Raw genomic sequence first — 17,055 nt, forward strand, 5'->3', positions numbered from 1 at the left:
ATCCCCCCTATTTAGTTTAATATATTGTAAAACTTTTAAGAGTTTTTTTCAACTATATTTTCTCTATCTCCTCTTACCTTTTCCTCCAACTCTTTAAGATGCTTTAACTCCAATCTTATAAATATAAAAGTCAATACTGCAGCAATAAAATCAGACACAGGAGCTGCATACCATATTCCAGCAACACCAAACAATTTAGACATTATAAATATACTAGGAACCAACACAATTATCTGTCTAGTTAAACTCATGAAAAAACTCATCTTAGGTTTTCCTATAGCTTGGAAATAGATTGATGAGATTATCTGGAACCCTATTAATGGTAACATAAAAGTCTGTATTTTCAACCCAACTGAAGCTATTCTTACTAACTCTTTCTCTTGAGTAAAGATATTTATAAAGTATTTTGATAAGAATTGAATAGCTAAAAAATCTATAACACATAGAACTGTAGCTGCAAAGATAGCCTTGAAAAAAGCCTCTTTTACTCTGGGATAGTATCTTGCCCCATAGTTATATCCTAATATAGGTTGTAATCCTTGATTTATTCCAAAAATAGGCATTAGCATAAATGTTATTACAGCTTGAACTATTGCCATTGCTCCAATAGCACTATCTCCACCATAATCTTTCAATGTGCTATTATATATATAGTTTACTATACTAGCTCCCATCTGTATAGCAAAAGGAGCACTTCCTAAAGATAGAATGTTCTTTATTTTAACTACATCCAATCTAAAATTTTTCATATGTAATTTCATTCCACTAAATTTTGAAGTGAAATAATATAATGCCCATATACCTGATACATATTGAGAGATTATTGTTGCCCAAGCAGCACCTCTCACTCCCATATTCAAATAAAATATAAATATTGGATCCAATACTATATTAGTAATTGCTCCAATAAGTAGTGTTGCCATTGCCATTTTAGGATTTCCATCTGAACGTATAGAAGCGTTAGCAACATATCCAACCACTGCTGCAGGAAATCCAAAAGCTAAAATTTTCAGATACTCTTTGGCATAGATAGTTGTATTTTCACTTCCACCTAACTTTTCTATCAGCCAATCCAATCTCCATAGAATAAACACCATCAATATTACGGAGATTATAAAACCAAAAAACACTGCAGTTCCCAAATATCTTTCAGCTTCCTCTTTTCTCTTTTTTCCCAAGTTTAATGATGAGTTTGTAGCCGACCCCAAACCAATCAGTATAGAAAAACCAAATACAAAAATCACTACTGGAAAACTTATTCCAACACCTGCTATAGCTAGGTGTCCTACTTTTGCTATATTTCCTATATATATTCTATCTACAATGTTGTACAGAGCATTTACTAGCATACCTATTATAGCTGGTAAAGAAAACTGTATCAGCAACTTTGTAATCTTTTCCGTTCCCATCAATTGATGTTTTTTCTCCATTATAAAATCCTCTCCTTAAAATACTTTAAAAATTTTCAACTAATTTTTCCATCAAACAAAAAAGTTGGTTTATCTCCTCTTTTGTTAATATCTTTTCCACTCTCTTATGAAAAACTTTTGTAACTTGAAATACTGTTTCTATAATCTCATCAGCTTTTTCTTCCAAAGTGAGATATATAACTCTTTTATCCTCTGTAGAAGCAGTTTTTTTCACATAACCCATTCTCTCTAGCTTATTTACAAGAGAGGTCACTGTTGATTTATCTTTGCTTATTAAATTACTTATCTCCTTCATTGATAACTTTTTATAAACACTTAATATTATAATGATTCTAATATGGGAATACACTAAATTATCTATCCCCTTTTCTCTCAATAACTCCTCAATATAGATAGCACCTCGATGTTGTACCCTACTTATATAACTAAAAAGTGTATTTCTTATCTCAAAATTTTCCATCGCTCTCTCCTTTCCATAATAGTTTATCATAAAATTAGTTTTATATCAAACTATTTTTACTGAAAAATTTGGAACTACTCTCAACTATAATTAATCAAAAATTAAAAAGAGAGAGATACTTACATATCTCTCTTTCACTTATATTCTTTCTTTTTTATCTATTAATGACTACCCTGCTTGTATAAAAGCTCCTTCATCTTAAAAACCTTGCTCTCTGGAAGTAAAAGTGTCAATTGATCTCCACTCTCAATAACAGTATCCCCCTTAGGAATAATCTCGTGTTCACTTCTTGTGATTGCCACAACTAAAATATCACGTTCCCAAGCCACTTCACATATTTTTTTTCCATCCAGCTCTGATTCTGCTGCCACTGGTACTGTTATGATTGTTTTACTCTTACAGACCTCTTCCTCTTTAGGTGTATCTTTTGGCATACGCTCAAATAATATCTCATAGACAGGTTCCAATCCTAAAAGCTCTGTTACATAGTAAGCTATTACAGAAACTGTTACCAATGCTAATAGATGATCTAAATTTCCTGTCATCTCTAGTATCAATACTGCCCCGGTAATTGGTGCTCTTACTACAGCCACAAAGTATCCAGCCATTCCTAAAACCATAAAGTGTGGAACAGCTCCTATTCCTATATCAAAATACTTTATAAGTGTAAGTCCATATATCTTACCAATAATAGCTCCTAAAACTAGCATAGGTAAGAAAATTCCTCCTGCAAACCCTGTTGCATAGCATAGTGCTGTAAAAAATAGTTTTACTATGAATATTATCATCAATAACTGTATTGTTCTATTTCCTCCAGCCATCTCTTCCACTAGTTCATGTCCTCCACCTGTTACCTCTGGTAAAAAATAACAGAATAGAAAAGATGTAGACATAACAAATGAGATCTTTACCCATCTAGGTAGTTTTATGCTTTTAAATCTGTCCTGTACCTTTATTAGAGTTACTGTAAACAGTTTACCAAAAAACGCAATAATAACTCCAAGTAAGATATAAAGTATAAACTGATAGTATGGATTCATATTTTTTGGATATAAAGCAATCAAATCAAATGAAGGATTCATTCCAAATATTCTTCTTCCAACAAAATCAGAGGCTATACTAGCTAAAAATGTACAGATTAGTAACTTTGCAGAGATGAATTTATGCAGCTCCTCCAATGCAAATATAACTCCCGATAATGGAGCTCCAAAAGCACCAGATAATCCCGCACTAGCTCCACTAGTTACAAGATATTTTTTCTCGATAGTATCACGATCAAAAATCTTTGTCATTCCAAAACCTATATATGACCCTAACTGTACTGATGGTCCCTCTCTTCCTAGAGAAAGTCCAGCACCTATACTCATAAGACCAGCTATAAATTTTGCAATTAGCTCCTGTAGCCACTTACAATAATCTAATTGTCTTAATAGTATTCCTTTTACTTGTGGAATACCACTTCCGGATATTTTGGGATATTTTCTAGATATGTAATCTACAAATAATCCGATCAAAACAAAAAATAACCAAATAACAAATACAAAATATGGTTTTCCTTCCAAAGAGTTACCTATTACCTCAGTTCTAAAATGGTTAAAAAGGTTTAAAGCCAATCTATAAAGAGATACTGTAAATCCTGTCAAGGCTCCCACCACTACACATAGCAAATATAACTTTCCACTCCCTTTTTGTAAGAGCTTTAGATTATCTGCTGCTGTTTCCGTTTTCATTAGCAACCTCCAGATTTCTATTATCTAACTCTTCTATTTTAATATTTTTTCTGTTGTTATTCAACTATTTTTTTTATTTCTATATATTATTGGCAGGCATATAGAAATATTACTATATGCATTATACCAACTTTAGTTTTCCTTTTCTATCTATCAAAAAAAAATTAATTTTGTTCATAGTTTTATAATTTAATATTTTATTTTTACTATATTCTATTCTATTTTATTGTTCATAATTATTGAATCTAATCTACTACAACTTTTTCAATTATTTTTATACTTTTATTTTCACTATCAATTTCACAAAGAGCTCCCAATGGTAGTGTTAACATAGGCTCACTATGCCCACTCTCCAAATTATACAGTACTGGCTTTCCTAAATTTTTAAAATAATCTTCAAAAACCTCTAATAGTGGCATATCCTTTTCAGAATCAGGCTCACAATTTTTAAAATCACCCAATACAACACCTTGAACTTTATCCAAAACTCCATGTTTTTTTAATTGATTTAAAAATCTATCAACCTTGTAAGTTTTCTCACCTATCTCCTCTAAAAACAGTATCTTATCTCTATAATCCAAGTCATACTCTGTTCCTAGAGTGGCTATAAGAGTTGCTAAATTCCCTCCTACGAGTACACCTCTAGCTCTTCCGTGAGATATCACTCCAATCTCTTTTGAAAAATTTTTTATCTCTATCTCTTTTGAAGAGCTTGAAAGTACCTCTACAAAGTTTTTATAACTCTCCTCGTTATAGCTTCCTGAAAAATTGCTCACAGCCATAGGTCCATGAAATGTCACAAGCTGAGCTCTCTCATTTAGTGCTATGTGTAATGTAGTTATATCACTATATCCTATAAATATTTTAGGATTTTCTCTGATTACATCCAAATCTAAGTACTCTACTATTCTATTGCAACCATAACCACCACGCATACACATTATTGCTGATACCTCTTTATTTGCAAAAAATTCATTTATCTCTTGAGCTCTCTCTATATCAGTCCCAGCATAAGAGTACCACTCTTTTTTAGTACACTCTCCTAAAATTACTTTATACCCCATAGCCTCTATGTTCTTCTTAGCCTCTAAAACTCTCTCAAAAGAGGTATTACTTGCTGGTGCTACAATTCCAATAGTATCACCTTTTTTTAATTTTTTCCCTAACATATATCACCTCTAAAATAGATCTATCAGTAATTTTTCCATCTCATTTTTCAACTTTCTTCTACTTCCATTCCAATGGTTTACTATGATAGTAAAGGCATACTCTCTACCATCTTTTTTTATATATCCAGTATATGATTGTATTCCACCCATACTACCACTTTTTATTCTCACTTCTCCATCAAACTTTTTAGGATTTAAAAAGTCGTGAACTGTACCCTCATAACCACCTCTAGGAAGTAATTTAATATAAGCAGGATAGTTTTGATACATATATGCTACTATACCTGTCAATAACTCTGCTGATACATAATCACCTCTTGATAATCCACTTCCATCGTCCATGTTCAATACCTTTGTATCTATACCCTTCTCTTTCCAAAACTCCTCTATATTAACATCTTGAAGTTTTAACAATTGGAATAGATGTTCTGTATAGTGGTTATCACTTCTTTTTAATAGAGTTCTTACCATCTCTTTTATTGGTGCAGATTTTGTCACAGCTAATATCTTCGGATTTTTAGCTCTTTTAGATGTATCTCTAGCTGTTTTTACCTTTCCATTGACCTTTATGTTTGCTGAGTTTAAATTACTTTTTAAATACTCACCTAAAAATAATCCTGGATTAGGAATATCACTCTGTACTACTATCTTTGAGTTCTTAGGTACCTCTCCAGTCAAAACTCTCTTGTTCTCAAGTGGTAAACCTCTAACAGAAAAATCTCTACGTCCTTTTGGTGATATCTTCAATCTATTTTCAAATTTCAATCCAGGAATCTTAGGTTTTACCTCTAAAATTTCAACACCTTTCTCTCCAGAATTTAAAGTTAAAGTATATAGGTTGTCAAAGACACTTATTCCATAAACTCCCTGTCCATAGCTAGTTCCAAAATCCTCTAATAACCATTTTTCTTCAACTCCAACATATCCAAAAAGATTATCTATTACAATTATATCCCCTTTTACTCCCTTTATACCTGCTGATTTTATCTTGGCTATCCAATCATTTATAAAAGCCATTCTATCTATCTTTACACCATCAGATCCAAGAGTTGGGTCTCCACCACCTATTATATATATATCCCCTATCAATATCCCTTTAGGGTCTATCTTTCCATCATATAGTAGCTTTGTTTCTAGTTTTGTATCTGCTCCTAACTTCTGAATAGCTGTAGATGATGTTATCACTTTCATTATTGATGCTGGAGTTACAGCTCTCTTCTCATTATATGAAGCCACCTGTTTTCCCTTCTGTAAATCAACAATACTAATTCCTATATTGCTATACTGTAACATCTCTAGGTTAACAAATCTTTCTACTGCTCTTTGCTCCCTTGTTTGAGTGATTTTTTTCTCTTGAACCTCCTGTTTTTTCTCCGGCTTTACCTCTACTACTTCATTTTTTACCTCTTCAACAACCGTTTCTACTGGTTCAACTTTCTCCTGTTCAACTAACTCACTCTTTACCTCTTCAGAACCCTCATCTTCCTTGTAAAACTCACTCTCCAGCTCATTTAATATTTGCCCCGGTGCTTTCACTTCATTTTCTGTTGAGATTTCCTCTACTGCTACATCTTCATTTTTTAGAATATCAACTGGTATATGTGTATTACTACAACCTGTCAATAAAACTAAAGCTAGTACAAAACATTTTAATTTTACCATCTTCTTCTCCAAATTATATTTTTATGCAAACATAATTCTACAAATCCATACTGCTGTTAATAATCCTGCTAGGTCTGCTAATAGTCCTGCTAATACTGCATGTCTTGTTTTTCTTATGCTTACTGCTCCAAAATATACTGCAAGAACATAAAAAGTTGTTTCAGTTGATCCCATCATAGTTGAAGCTATTCTACCTATTAATGAATCTGGTCCATAAGTTATCATCAGATCATTCATAACTCCTGTAGCTCCTCCTCCAGATAGAGGTCTTAAAATTGCCATTGGTAATACCTCTCCAGGCATACCTATTATTGAGAATACTGGATCTAATACTTTCAACATTATATCTATACATCCAGAAGCTCTAAATATTCCTATAGCAACTAACATAGCAACTAAAAAAGGTATTATTCTTATAGCTGTATTAAAACCTTCCTTAGCTCCTTCACAAAATACTTCATAAACCTTTACTTTTTTTACAAAGTAAGCATATCCCACTATTATTAATATAATTAAAGGAATTGCATAAAGTGATATACTCTCCATTATTCTTACAAACATATTTCTCCTCCTAAATTCTACTAAAATTTTAATATTATTTCAATCTCTTTTATATTTTTTCTCTTCTATATGCTGGTAATTTCTCTAAAAACTTACAAGACACTACTGCTACTATAGTTGAAACAATAGTTGCTATTATTGTTGGAGCTATTATTTCAGTAGCATTTGCAGATCCTGCTGCCACTCTATAAGCTATAGTACTTGATGAGATCAGTGTCACTGAAGATGTATTTATTGCTAAAAACATAACCATTGAGTTTGTCGCCTCATCTTTATTATCATTTAATAGTTGTAACTCTTGCATTGCCTTTATTCCTAATGGAGTAGCTGCATTTCCCAATCCAAAAAAGTTTGCTGCCATATTTGCAACTATACTTCCCATTGCAGGATGATCTGCTGGTACTTCTGGAAATAATTTTACCATTAAAGGCTTCATTGCCTTACCTAAAGCTTTTACCATTCCAGCTTCCTCTGCTACCTTCATAAGTCCCAGCCATAGAGCCATAACCCCTATCATCTCCATAGATAGTGTCACTGCTGTACTAGCACTAGAGATAGCTGAATCTGTTACTGCCTGTACATTCCCAGTAAATATCCCAACTAAAATTCCAATCACTATTAAACCACACCATATTGCATTAATCATAAAAATCCTCCTCTAAAATTTAATTTAAAATAAAAAAATCACAGCTGAACTGTGATAATCTACTAAGTATCCCTCTAGATAGTACTTCATTAGAAACTAATGACAAACACTATAAATATTGTTTATAGTGCCAATAAAAAAGTTCAGCCCTCTTTTTTACTTCAGCAAATTCCCCTTTCAAAGTATCATAACGCCTGCCAAGCTATATACTCTTACTCTTGTCCTCTGCTCTCTATCTTTATTCAATTTATATTGTAAGTATACTATAATTACCGTTTTTTGTACAATATATTTTATATATAGAGATATTAAAAAAAATATTTTATTTAGATTTACAAAATATTTATTGACAATAACAAAATATATGCTATAATAATATTGTCATAAGACATTTCCTTAAATTACATTTTAATTTCTACGTATAAAGAAGTCCTGAGGCCGAAGGGGCTTCTTTATCGTTTTTTGGACTTTATAATTATTTGATATTATAAATAAAAAACACCTCTACTATCTAGAAGTGTTTTTTGTATCTATTTTATAAAATAATCTAATTTTTTACCTATCTCTTCACACGCTATTTTTATCTCTTCAACTATTAATTTTAACTTCTCCTCTGTCAAATTATCTGGAAAACATGGACAACTTATAGCTGCTACAATTCTATTTCTATTGTCTAATATTGGAAGAGCAACTGCTTTTATATTATTGGAATGTTCCATATTGTCATAAGAGATTTTTTGTAAATTGATTTTTAATAATGCTTTTTTTAAAATCTCTCTATCTATAATTGTGTTCTCTGTATACTTAGGGAGTATCTTAGGTAAAAGTTTATTCAATCTATTTTCACTTAACTGGCAAATAAGTAATTTACTAGCTGCCCCTGCATGAAGTGGAAATATTGCATTCTCTGAAACTGAAACCTTTATTATATCACTACTCTCAACAGTTGAAATGGTTCTTATCTTATCATTATCCAACACGCTTAACTTAAATGTCTCTTTAAACTTCAATGAAAGTGCTTCTAAATATGGATAGGTTACATTCTTCAAGAGAGTATATTTCTCATTTCTATTTGAAAAAAAGTAAAATTTTTCTCCCAATGTATACTCTTTATCCTCAAAATTTAAATATTTCAAATTTGTCAATACTTCTAACAATCTATTCACTGTAGCTTTAGAAAGTCCCAAATCTTTTGCTATGGAACTTTGAGTTGCAGAGTATTTATAGTATAAATAGTTAAATATCTTATCTGCTTTATCTATAGCTGGAACCTTTGATTTTTCACTCAACTTACTTCCTCCTGATATAAACTCTTTCTTTTATTACCTTCTATCTTATAATAACATATTTTCAGATTTATTTTAATAATTTTACTTCAAAAATCTTCAATTTTCCAAAAAACAGGAAAAAACTACCCTGTATCAAAAGTAGTTCCCTCCTGCTATATTGTTAAATTATTTTTAGTTAAATATTAATTATCTGTTCATCTCAGATGTATTTCCATTGTCATGGTCTGCTATAATGCTCTCTACAAGAGTTGAATCAGCACAAGAAATATCTCCAACTATCGTATTCTTTAAAACAGAGTTAGCATTTCCATATTTCATTGCTCTTTCTGCCTCATTAAAGTGTAGGATTCCATATAGTACTCCTGCTACATAAGCATCTCCACTTCCTATTCTGTCAACTATCTCAATATTTTCATAAGCTCTTTCTGAATAGAATGTATCTGACTTTCTATCATATACTAATGATGAGAAATTATGAGATTTAGGAGAGTTTACAACTCTTTGAGTAGAAGCTATAAATGATAGATCATACTCTTTTGCAAATGCTCTTATAATATCTTTTAGATCTCCTGTCTTTTCAAACATCTTTCTAAAAGTTTCTTCTGAAGCAAATAATATATCTACATCTGGAAGTATCTTCTCTATTTCAACCTTTGCCTCAGGCTCTGACCATAGATTTCTTCTGAAGTTTACATCAAAAGACACCAATGCTCCACCTTTTTTAAAGTTTGAAATTAGATCCTTTGTTAAAGTCATAGAAGTTTCACAAAGCCCTAATGATATTCCACTTGTATGAAAAATTTTAGTTTTTCCATATACTTCTGGATTTACTTCATTTACTGTCATTCTTTGGAAAGATGAATTTAATCTATCATAAGTAACATTTGGTTTTCTAGGTGATGATCCATACTCATAATAGTATATAGGCATACGTTTGTATTTACTGTCATCATAGATTAAAAAATCATCAGCTACACCATTTAATGTCATTGATTTTCTAGCAAATTTTCCCAATTCATTGTTTGGTAAAGTTGTTAACATTGCTGTCTTTTCTCCCAAAATAGATACTGAACTAGCTACGTTAAACTCTGCTCCACCCATCTGTTTTGTCAAAAGATTTCCTTGAATAAGCATCTCATTATTTAAAGGAGATAATCTCATAATCATCTCTCCACAACAAACTAAACCAAACTCTTTTTCTGTAAAATCAAATATTTTACTCATTAATTTTCCTCCAAGATACTACTTATTTCTTATTTCTAATAATTTTTTTCTAAATGCTTGAGCAGTTGCTATGATCTCTTCATCTGTTCCAGAAGCTAATTTTCCTCCAGCCCCTACTGCTATTACACCATTTTTAAACCATTCTTCCATATTGTCTAAACTAACTCCACCAGTAGGCATTATATTTGCATGAGGTAATGGAGCTTTTACAGCTTTTACAAATGAAGGTCCAAAAGCACTTCCAGGGAATAGTTTTATAATATCAGCACCATATTGCATAGCTTTTGTCATCTCAGTTATAGTCATACAACCTGGCATATATGGTACTTGATAAAGATTACATAACTTAGCAGTCTCTTTATCAAATCCAGGTGACACTATAAACTCTGCTCCAGCAAGTATAGCTATTCTAGCAGTAGCTGCATCTAATACAGTTCCTGCACCTATAACCATTTCATTATTTGTATCTTGCTCTTTAAGAGCTTTTATAACTTCCGTTGCTCCAGGAACAGTATAAGTTACTTCAATAGCTGGTATTCCACCTTTTGTACAAGCCTTAGAGATTCTAACTCCCTCAGCTACATTCTCTCCTCTTACTACAGCTACAATTCCTATATCAGCAAGTTTTTCTAATATTTTATATTTTTTTAGCATTTCGTTTCCTCCTAAAAGAAAAATTTTGTTTATTTCTTACTATAAATATATAATAATTTTATCTTAAATTCAAGAAAATAATTCAGCATTAAGTTTTATATATGAAACAAAAAGATACTAGTATATTTTAAATTTCCTCAAATATTGTATAATTTCTACTTTCAAGAAAATATTTTTTTCATATATAAAATTTTTTAGACTATCAAATAATTTTTCTATAATTTTTTAAAATATGATATAATAGCTGTTGTAAAATCTATTTAATTAAAAAAAGGAGAAGATTTATGAAAAAAAGATTATTAATAGGTTCTATACTTTTAAGCTTTTCATTATTTGCTCAAGATATCTACAACGAAAGCTTAAAAAAATTAGATATGTTTGAAGTAGTTAACACTTACTCTCAAGAAAAAGTTGAAAAGAACCTAAAAAACTACAAAAGATTAAAAAAAGAGAAGTTAGATGAATTGATTTCAAAATCTGTACTAGTTGATCTAGGTGCTATTACAATTGATGAATTAAATAGTTCTAAGGATATTGAAAACATCTTAAACACATACGTAGATAACTATAAAAACTCTCATCAAAATTATCTTGGAAATGTTTCAGATAAAAATATTATTAATAGAATGAACCAACAGTACTCTTCTTTTGAAGTAATCAAAAAAAATCCACTAATTGATAGTTTAAATATAGCTCTATCTAAAGGATTAACAACAGGATATAATGTTAAAAGAAAAGATGCAGTTACCAATTTTAATCCTGAACTCTCTTTAACTTATGGTCACAATGGTATAAAACATGCTGGACAACTTCTAGCTCTTATGAAGAGTGAGCATCTTGATGCAAAAGTTCAAATTGAACCTAAAACTTCAGCTTATCTTCATATGCCTGATTGGGGAGAACCAGCTACTCCTAATATTGTAATGAAAAATGGACAGATTGTTATCACTCCTCTTGAGTATGATCTACAATTTGAATTTAAAAATAAAGATGAAAAATTACAATTTATAAAACTTATTGAAAAGTATGCTAAAAAAGATGAGGTTGATGAAAAGGGACTTATCTTTGATTCTTGGTGGCAACCTTTTATGCAAACAGAAAAAGTTGAAGGTTTTGAAAAGTTAATTGTCAATATTGCTGAACAAGACGATTATGTTGCTTATGTACTAACTTTACCTGAAAAATCAAATGCCTTAATAAAAGAATTAGCAAAAAATAAAAATATAAAATTAAAAACAAAAGAGATCTATGTAAACCCTTCATTTTATAGATTTATGTTGGGAGAGTATAAGTAAACAAAAAAGCTAAGGAGAAGAAACTCTCTTTAGCTTTTCTATCTATTGCTATAAATTATCTAATATATCTTTTCTACTGCCCCTGCAAATAGTTCCCAAGGAATATGTTTTTCCTTAAATTCCACCATCAAATTTAACCCCGGAGTCATATGTTCAAACATTCTTTGATAAGCTTCACAGAAATAACTTATTCTCTCACCTGATGAATTTAAATTAATAAACCTATGTTTTGGACAACCACCATGACATAGTTCAAGCCACTTACACTCTCTACATTTAGAACTGATATCCTGTTTTTTTTGAGATAATTTATCACTTAGCCCTTCAATCTCATTCAAGTTTAATTCTTGAAAATTTCCAATTTTAAACTGAGATTCTGGATAAACAAAGTGATCACACTGATATAGCATTCCATCACTCTCTAATGCTATATTACTTCCACCACACTTCTCTCTAAATATGCAAAGAGTTGGTTCATACCCTGAAAATCTTGTTAACAATGAATCAAACATACGAATTGAGATTTTAGTTATATCCTTTTTTATCCAAACATCAAAAATTTTATTCATAAATTCTGAATAAGCTACTGGATCAACTGAAAAGTCACTCACTCTTGCATTAAATTCTCTGTCATCTATCCAATTCGGTTTAAAATTTTCATCATTATCCAATGTTTCTACAACTGGAATAAATTGCATAAATTTCGCTCCTATAGATTTAAGAAATTTGTATGTTTCTAATGGATATTTCACATTAAAATTGTTTACTACTGTAAGAGTATTATATTCAACTCCATACTGTTCTAAATATCTCAATCCTTTACTAACTTTTCTAAATGTACTTCCATTGTTCACAGTTCTTCTGTAAATATCGTGAATTTCCTGATCTCCATCAATTGAAATTCCTACTAAAAATTCATGTTTTTTTAAGAATTTAGCCCATTGTTCATCAATTAATATCCCATTTGTTTGAATGGCATTATGAATCTTTTTACCAAATAATCTTGCTAATTCTTTTTGATAGCTAACAACTCCCTTATAGAAATCTAACCCAGCTAATAGTGGTTCTCCACCCTGCCAAGTAAAATATATATCTCTATCTTTACCCTCTGTAACTCTTTTTTCTATAAATTTTTTTGCTGTTTCTAAATCCATAAACTTAACCTTTTTATTAAGTTCAGAGTGCATAAACTTCTCTTTTTCTAAATAAAAGCAGTATTTACAAGCTATATTACATTGAAAACTAGTAGGTTTGATCATGAAATTTAACATAATATTTTCCTCCAAAACAAAGTTCTATTATTTAGTAGCAGGTACTTCTTCAGTTGCTTTAATTAATTGTTCATACTTAGGTAAATTGTTTGCTGTATTAGGTTTTACTGCTTGAGTTGTTAAATAATTTCTCATTTTAGCTTTTAACTCTTTTACAACATCTGGATGTTTTTCAATTACATTATGAATCTCTTGTGGATCTTTTACTGAATTGTAAAGAGCATATGAATTATCTCCTACATAATAGTGTAATGTCCAAGTATTATCTCTAACTGTCCATGAGAACTCTGATAGACTCTCCATATATGGGTTTACTGGGTAATAATCAGATTCTCCTGTTACATATTTATCATAATCTCTCCAGAAAGGAATATTTATTGGATCCCAGTGGAAGGCTCTAGGTTGTGCCCAGTATAATTCTTTGTGTGGATTTCCTTTAACCTCTTTTTTCAAGTATGGTAATAAGTTAACTCCATCTATTTTTTCTTTCCACTCTTGTGGAACTTCAATTCCTGCTGCTGCTAAAGCTGTTGGCATATAGTCTATAGTTGATACCATTTTATTATATTTTCCAGCTTTTAATCCAGCTTTCCATGTTATAAATCCTGGTATATGTACTCCTCCATTAAATGTTTCCCCTTTATTTCCAGTGAAAATTCCATTCATAGGTAATGGTGCATCTATAACTGATCCATTATCTGAGAAGAACATAATTACAGTATTATCCAATTTTCCATCTTTTTCTAATTGATCTATTATTCTTCCTATATTTTGGTCTACTGCATATATAGATTCATAATATTTATCAACTTCTTCATTTCCTGTATTAAAAATTCTATATTTTTCTGGAGCATGTTGTTCTAGTGGTATGTGAGGTGCATTGTATGCTAGGTAAATAAAGAACGGATCATTTCCTGCAGCTTCTATTCTACCTAATGCTTCATTTGTCAATTGATCAGTAATATATCCTTCAGCTGGTACTACTTCTCTATTCTTGAATAAGCTAGGTGAATTATAATATGCTGTTCCTGCAGCATGGAATCCCATAAAATAATCAAATCCTCTATTTTGTGGTTGGAAAGGTTCATCACAGAATGTAGTAAAGTTATCATGGTAGTCTCTTGTTTGTTTTTCTTTTGGAACAGGAACATTTGTTATTCTTCCTAAATGCCATTTTCCAATAGCAGAAGTTTCATATCCATGATTTTGGAATAACTCTGCTAAAAACTTATGATCTACAGATACTCCATCTTGAGCATCATCATTACTATAAATTCCAAATCTTGATGGAAATTCAGAAGTCATAAATCCAGCTCTTGATGGTCCACTAACACCATGACACACAAAGTCTTGAGTAAGCATAATTCCTTGATCTTGTAACTTTCTCAAATTAGGTGTAGATTTTTTAGCAGCTTCTATAGCTTTATCTACATCCACTTTGTATCTGTCTGGAATAACTTTCGTAGCCAACACTTTTTTATCAAAAGCCTTTTCATCAAAATTAAGTTGTCCATATCCTAAGTCATCCATTGAAATAATAATTACATTTGGTTTTCCTTCTGTTTTGTATTCTGTAGGTACAAAACTTTGATTGAATGCTACATTTGTTGCTGTTCCTTTGTCTTTTACATTTGTAGCTGCATAACTTCCAGTGGCAAATGTTCCTAACAAAAGAAGAGTTAAATACTTAGATCCATTTTTCAAATTTAACATCAATTCCACCTCTTTTTATTATTTTTATTATTATAGTCTGTTATTATAATAATACATAATCTATTATATACAGACATATAAAACTAATATAATATATACTAATTCATTTTTTATTTGTTGTCAATATTTGTTTTTTTACTTTTCTTTGTATACAAAAAAATTAAAAAATTTGATCTTAATTATTTTTTTAGTGTCAATATATATAGTTTTCTTTTTTGAAAAAATATCTATTTTTATTTAAATTTTAAAATTCATATTTTTTTTAAATAATGAATTTTTATTTTTTCAATGTTTTATTCTCTATAAAATATGATAGAATATTATAACAACTTTATTTCTAACTAGGGGGGGTTATTATGAAAAAGCTATTTTTCTTTTATTTCATTATTTTTTTTAATATATCTTTTGCTAAATATGAAAAACTCTATAATATTGAAGTTACAAAAAATAATAGCAACGTTGGAGAAACTATACAGTACTCAACACTTACCCCTAAATTCTCCAAAGATAATAACTATTTTTTTATGCTTAAAGAGAATAGAATGTATTTAAACTCTTTTTTAGTTAAAGTTACACATAATGAAATCAATCCTTCAAAACAATTTTTTAATTATTTTGTACTGAGAGTAAAAAAATCCAATGAAAATAATAATACTATTATTAAAAATACCTTTAGTGAAAATATTAATGAAAATGAAAATATTTTTATTTTTAGTTGCTCTGAAAAAATTACTGAAAATATATATACTCCTATCTATTTTAATATGTTTTACAGAAATGGTAAAACAGTCAGCATATATAGGCTAGCCAAGAGAGAGGAAGTTAAAAATCTGTTAGATTATATAACTAAAAATAACCTTTTAGATGAGGCTGAAAAAAATAGTTTAAAAATATTTCTAAAATATATTGACAAATTCTCATAAATAGTATATTATAAATGAGTAACTAGCGTGCCTGGATGGCGGAATGGTAGACGCGACGGACTCAAAATCCGTTTCCTGTTGAAGGAGTGAGGGTTCAAGTCCCTCTCTAGGCACCATGAGAACTCACACCCATATTATATGGTTGTAATATATAAAATAAATAATTTTTGAAAATAAGAGGTATGTAATAATACCTCTTTTCTTTTCAAATTCCCTTAAAATCAGTTTTAGACGTTCACTTTCTGTATATTGACATTTGTTAATTATGCAGTATACTTTTAATGAAAATATATTTATTTAAAATAGAGGAAATTTAACTTCCTCTATTTTTACTATCTCTATATTGTTCAAGCATATTCTTTAACTTTTCAGGGATAGGAACTCCACAAATACTTGCATTTTCCAAAATAGAAAGCCCCTCATTACTTAGTAAAATTCCTATTGTTAAGCTCTTAATGGCAAACTTTCCCTCAAATAATAAATCTATCTGATATGCTAATACAACTACTCCAATCATAACCATTTTTTTTAGTAAACCTTTAAATCCAGCCTTACTATTTACCTTTTCAATTATGAAAGCTTTTGCTACTCCTGTTATATAATCAACAGTCATTAAAACTACTAAACAACTCATCATTTTATCTTCTCCACCTGTTAGTAAGAAAATAAAAGAAATGATAGCTCCAATAGCCAATACTATCTTATTGATAAGGAGTGTTCCTACATCAATAAATAATTCTATTACTTCTGTTAATGTCATTATGTAATCCCCCTTTAGTTTGTAAATAGATAATTTATCATTCTTTCAAAAATATTAAACCACCACTCTGTTATAGAAAGCTTTGGAAATATTGAAGCTAGCACACACATTAAGAATACTCCTAACATAATAATTGCAATAACTTTATTGAATAGATCTAACTTTTTAACTTCTATATCTTGTTGTTTTTCTCCGTTTTTAGATTTTTTAGAAAATAACTCAATCAATTTATTTGTTACACCTCCAATAATAGCTACTATATTCATAT

The 17,055-nt window shown here is 30.1% G+C and carries 16 protein-coding genes, 1 tRNA gene and 1 riboswitch; of the genes, 3 read left to right on the top strand and 14 right to left on the bottom strand.

Going from position 1 to position 17,055, the window contains the following annotated elements; genetic code table 11:
* Nucleotides 1-35: 35 nt before the first annotated feature.
* From ABNK64_RS04440 to ABNK64_RS04485, 10 genes are all read right to left on the bottom strand, one after another.
* The gene (locus tag ABNK64_RS04440; protein ID WP_291255599.1) at nucleotides 36-1,430 is read right to left on the bottom strand and encodes an MATE family efflux transporter; all 1,395 of its coding nucleotides are present in this window, start codon (nucleotides 1,428-1,430) and stop codon (nucleotides 36-38) included.
* Between the two features lie 25 nt (nucleotides 1,431-1,455).
* On the bottom strand, nucleotides 1,456-1,890 hold the full coding sequence (locus ABNK64_RS04445; protein WP_291255600.1) for a MarR family winged helix-turn-helix transcriptional regulator: 435 nt from the start codon (nucleotides 1,888-1,890) through the stop codon (nucleotides 1,456-1,458).
* A gap of 161 nt (nucleotides 1,891-2,051) precedes the next feature.
* Nucleotides 2,052-3,620 (bottom strand): ClC family H(+)/Cl(-) exchange transporter, encoded by a 1,569-nt coding sequence (locus ABNK64_RS04450; protein WP_349763604.1) that lies wholly within the window; start codon nucleotides 3,618-3,620, stop codon nucleotides 2,052-2,054.
* Nucleotides 3,621-3,865: 245 nt separating this feature from the next.
* On the bottom strand, nucleotides 3,866-4,789 hold the full coding sequence (locus tag ABNK64_RS04455) for a S66 peptidase family protein (protein WP_349763605.1): 924 nt from the start codon (nucleotides 4,787-4,789) through the stop codon (nucleotides 3,866-3,868).
* A gap of 9 nt (nucleotides 4,790-4,798) precedes the next feature.
* Nucleotides 4,799-6,451, bottom strand: a complete 1,653-nt coding sequence (gene dacB / locus ABNK64_RS04460; protein WP_349763606.1) for a D-alanyl-D-alanine carboxypeptidase/D-alanyl-D-alanine endopeptidase — start codon at nucleotides 6,449-6,451, stop codon at nucleotides 4,799-4,801.
* Nucleotides 6,452-6,472: 21 nt separating this feature from the next.
* Nucleotides 6,473-7,012 carry a spore maturation protein gene (locus ABNK64_RS04465; protein ID WP_291255604.1) on the bottom strand — a complete coding sequence of 180 codons (540 nt, stop codon included), beginning with the start codon at nucleotides 7,010-7,012 and terminating at the stop codon, nucleotides 6,473-6,475.
* Between the two features lie 49 nt (nucleotides 7,013-7,061).
* Nucleotides 7,062-7,658 (bottom strand): nucleoside recognition domain-containing protein, encoded by a 597-nt coding sequence (locus ABNK64_RS04470; RefSeq protein ID WP_291255605.1) that lies wholly within the window; start codon nucleotides 7,656-7,658, stop codon nucleotides 7,062-7,064.
* Nucleotides 7,659-7,729: 71 nt separating this feature from the next.
* A riboswitch (Lysine riboswitch) is annotated at nucleotides 7,730-7,901 on the bottom strand.
* A 287-nt stretch (nucleotides 7,902-8,188) separates the two neighbouring features.
* Complete coding sequence (locus ABNK64_RS04475) at nucleotides 8,189-8,947, bottom strand: IclR family transcriptional regulator (protein ID WP_291255606.1); 759 nt, start codon at nucleotides 8,945-8,947, stop codon at nucleotides 8,189-8,191.
* A 186-nt stretch (nucleotides 8,948-9,133) separates the two neighbouring features.
* Entirely contained in the window at nucleotides 9,134-10,171 is a 1,038-nt protein-coding gene (locus tag ABNK64_RS04480) for a sugar kinase (RefSeq protein ID WP_291255607.1), read from the bottom strand.
* 18 nt (nucleotides 10,172-10,189) lie between these two features.
* The gene (locus tag ABNK64_RS04485) at nucleotides 10,190-10,825 is read right to left on the bottom strand and encodes a bifunctional 2-keto-4-hydroxyglutarate aldolase/2-keto-3-deoxy-6-phosphogluconate aldolase (RefSeq protein WP_291255608.1); all 636 of its coding nucleotides are present in this window, start codon (nucleotides 10,823-10,825) and stop codon (nucleotides 10,190-10,192) included.
* A gap of 284 nt (nucleotides 10,826-11,109) precedes the next feature.
* Between ABNK64_RS04485 and ABNK64_RS04490 the strand changes: the two genes are divergently transcribed.
* On the top strand, nucleotides 11,110-12,120 hold the full coding sequence (locus ABNK64_RS04490; protein WP_291255609.1) for a hypothetical protein: 1,011 nt from the start codon (nucleotides 11,110-11,112) through the stop codon (nucleotides 12,118-12,120).
* A gap of 59 nt (nucleotides 12,121-12,179) precedes the next feature.
* Here ABNK64_RS04490 and ABNK64_RS04495 read toward each other — a convergent pair whose 3' ends face one another.
* Together ABNK64_RS04495 and ABNK64_RS04500 are read right to left on the bottom strand one after the other, a co-directional pair.
* Nucleotides 12,180-13,391, bottom strand: coding sequence for an anaerobic sulfatase maturase (locus ABNK64_RS04495; protein WP_349763607.1), 1,212 nt, complete (start codon nucleotides 13,389-13,391; stop codon nucleotides 12,180-12,182).
* A gap of 27 nt (nucleotides 13,392-13,418) precedes the next feature.
* Nucleotides 13,419-15,104 (bottom strand): sulfatase-like hydrolase/transferase, encoded by a 1,686-nt coding sequence (locus ABNK64_RS04500; protein WP_349763608.1) that lies wholly within the window; start codon nucleotides 15,102-15,104, stop codon nucleotides 13,419-13,421.
* Nucleotides 15,105-15,460: 356 nt separating this feature from the next.
* On the opposite strand from ABNK64_RS04500, the gene ABNK64_RS04505 reads away from it, so the two are divergent.
* Both ABNK64_RS04505 and ABNK64_RS04510 read left to right on the top strand, forming a co-directional pair.
* The gene (locus ABNK64_RS04505; RefSeq protein ID WP_300341443.1) at nucleotides 15,461-16,027 is read left to right on the top strand and encodes a hypothetical protein; all 567 of its coding nucleotides are present in this window, start codon (nucleotides 15,461-15,463) and stop codon (nucleotides 16,025-16,027) included.
* Nucleotides 16,028-16,056: 29 nt separating this feature from the next.
* Nucleotides 16,057-16,143, top strand: a tRNA-Leu gene (locus tag ABNK64_RS04510).
* A gap of 197 nt (nucleotides 16,144-16,340) precedes the next feature.
* On the opposite strand, the gene ABNK64_RS04515 is transcribed toward ABNK64_RS04510, so the two are convergent.
* Together ABNK64_RS04515 and ABNK64_RS04520 are read right to left on the bottom strand one after the other, a co-directional pair.
* Nucleotides 16,341-16,787, bottom strand: coding sequence for a phage holin family protein (locus ABNK64_RS04515; RefSeq protein ID WP_349763609.1), 447 nt, complete (start codon nucleotides 16,785-16,787; stop codon nucleotides 16,341-16,343).
* Nucleotides 16,788-16,801: 14 nt separating this feature from the next.
* A complete protein-coding gene (locus ABNK64_RS04520) occupies nucleotides 16,802-17,053 on the bottom strand; it encodes a hypothetical protein (RefSeq protein WP_349763610.1) in 252 nt (83 codons plus the stop codon).
* Nucleotides 17,054-17,055: the final 2 nt, after the last annotated feature.

The sequence above is a fragment of the Fusobacterium sp. SYSU M8D902 genome (assembly GCF_040199715.1).
GTDB lineage: Bacteria > Fusobacteriota > Fusobacteriia > Fusobacteriales > Fusobacteriaceae > Fusobacterium_A.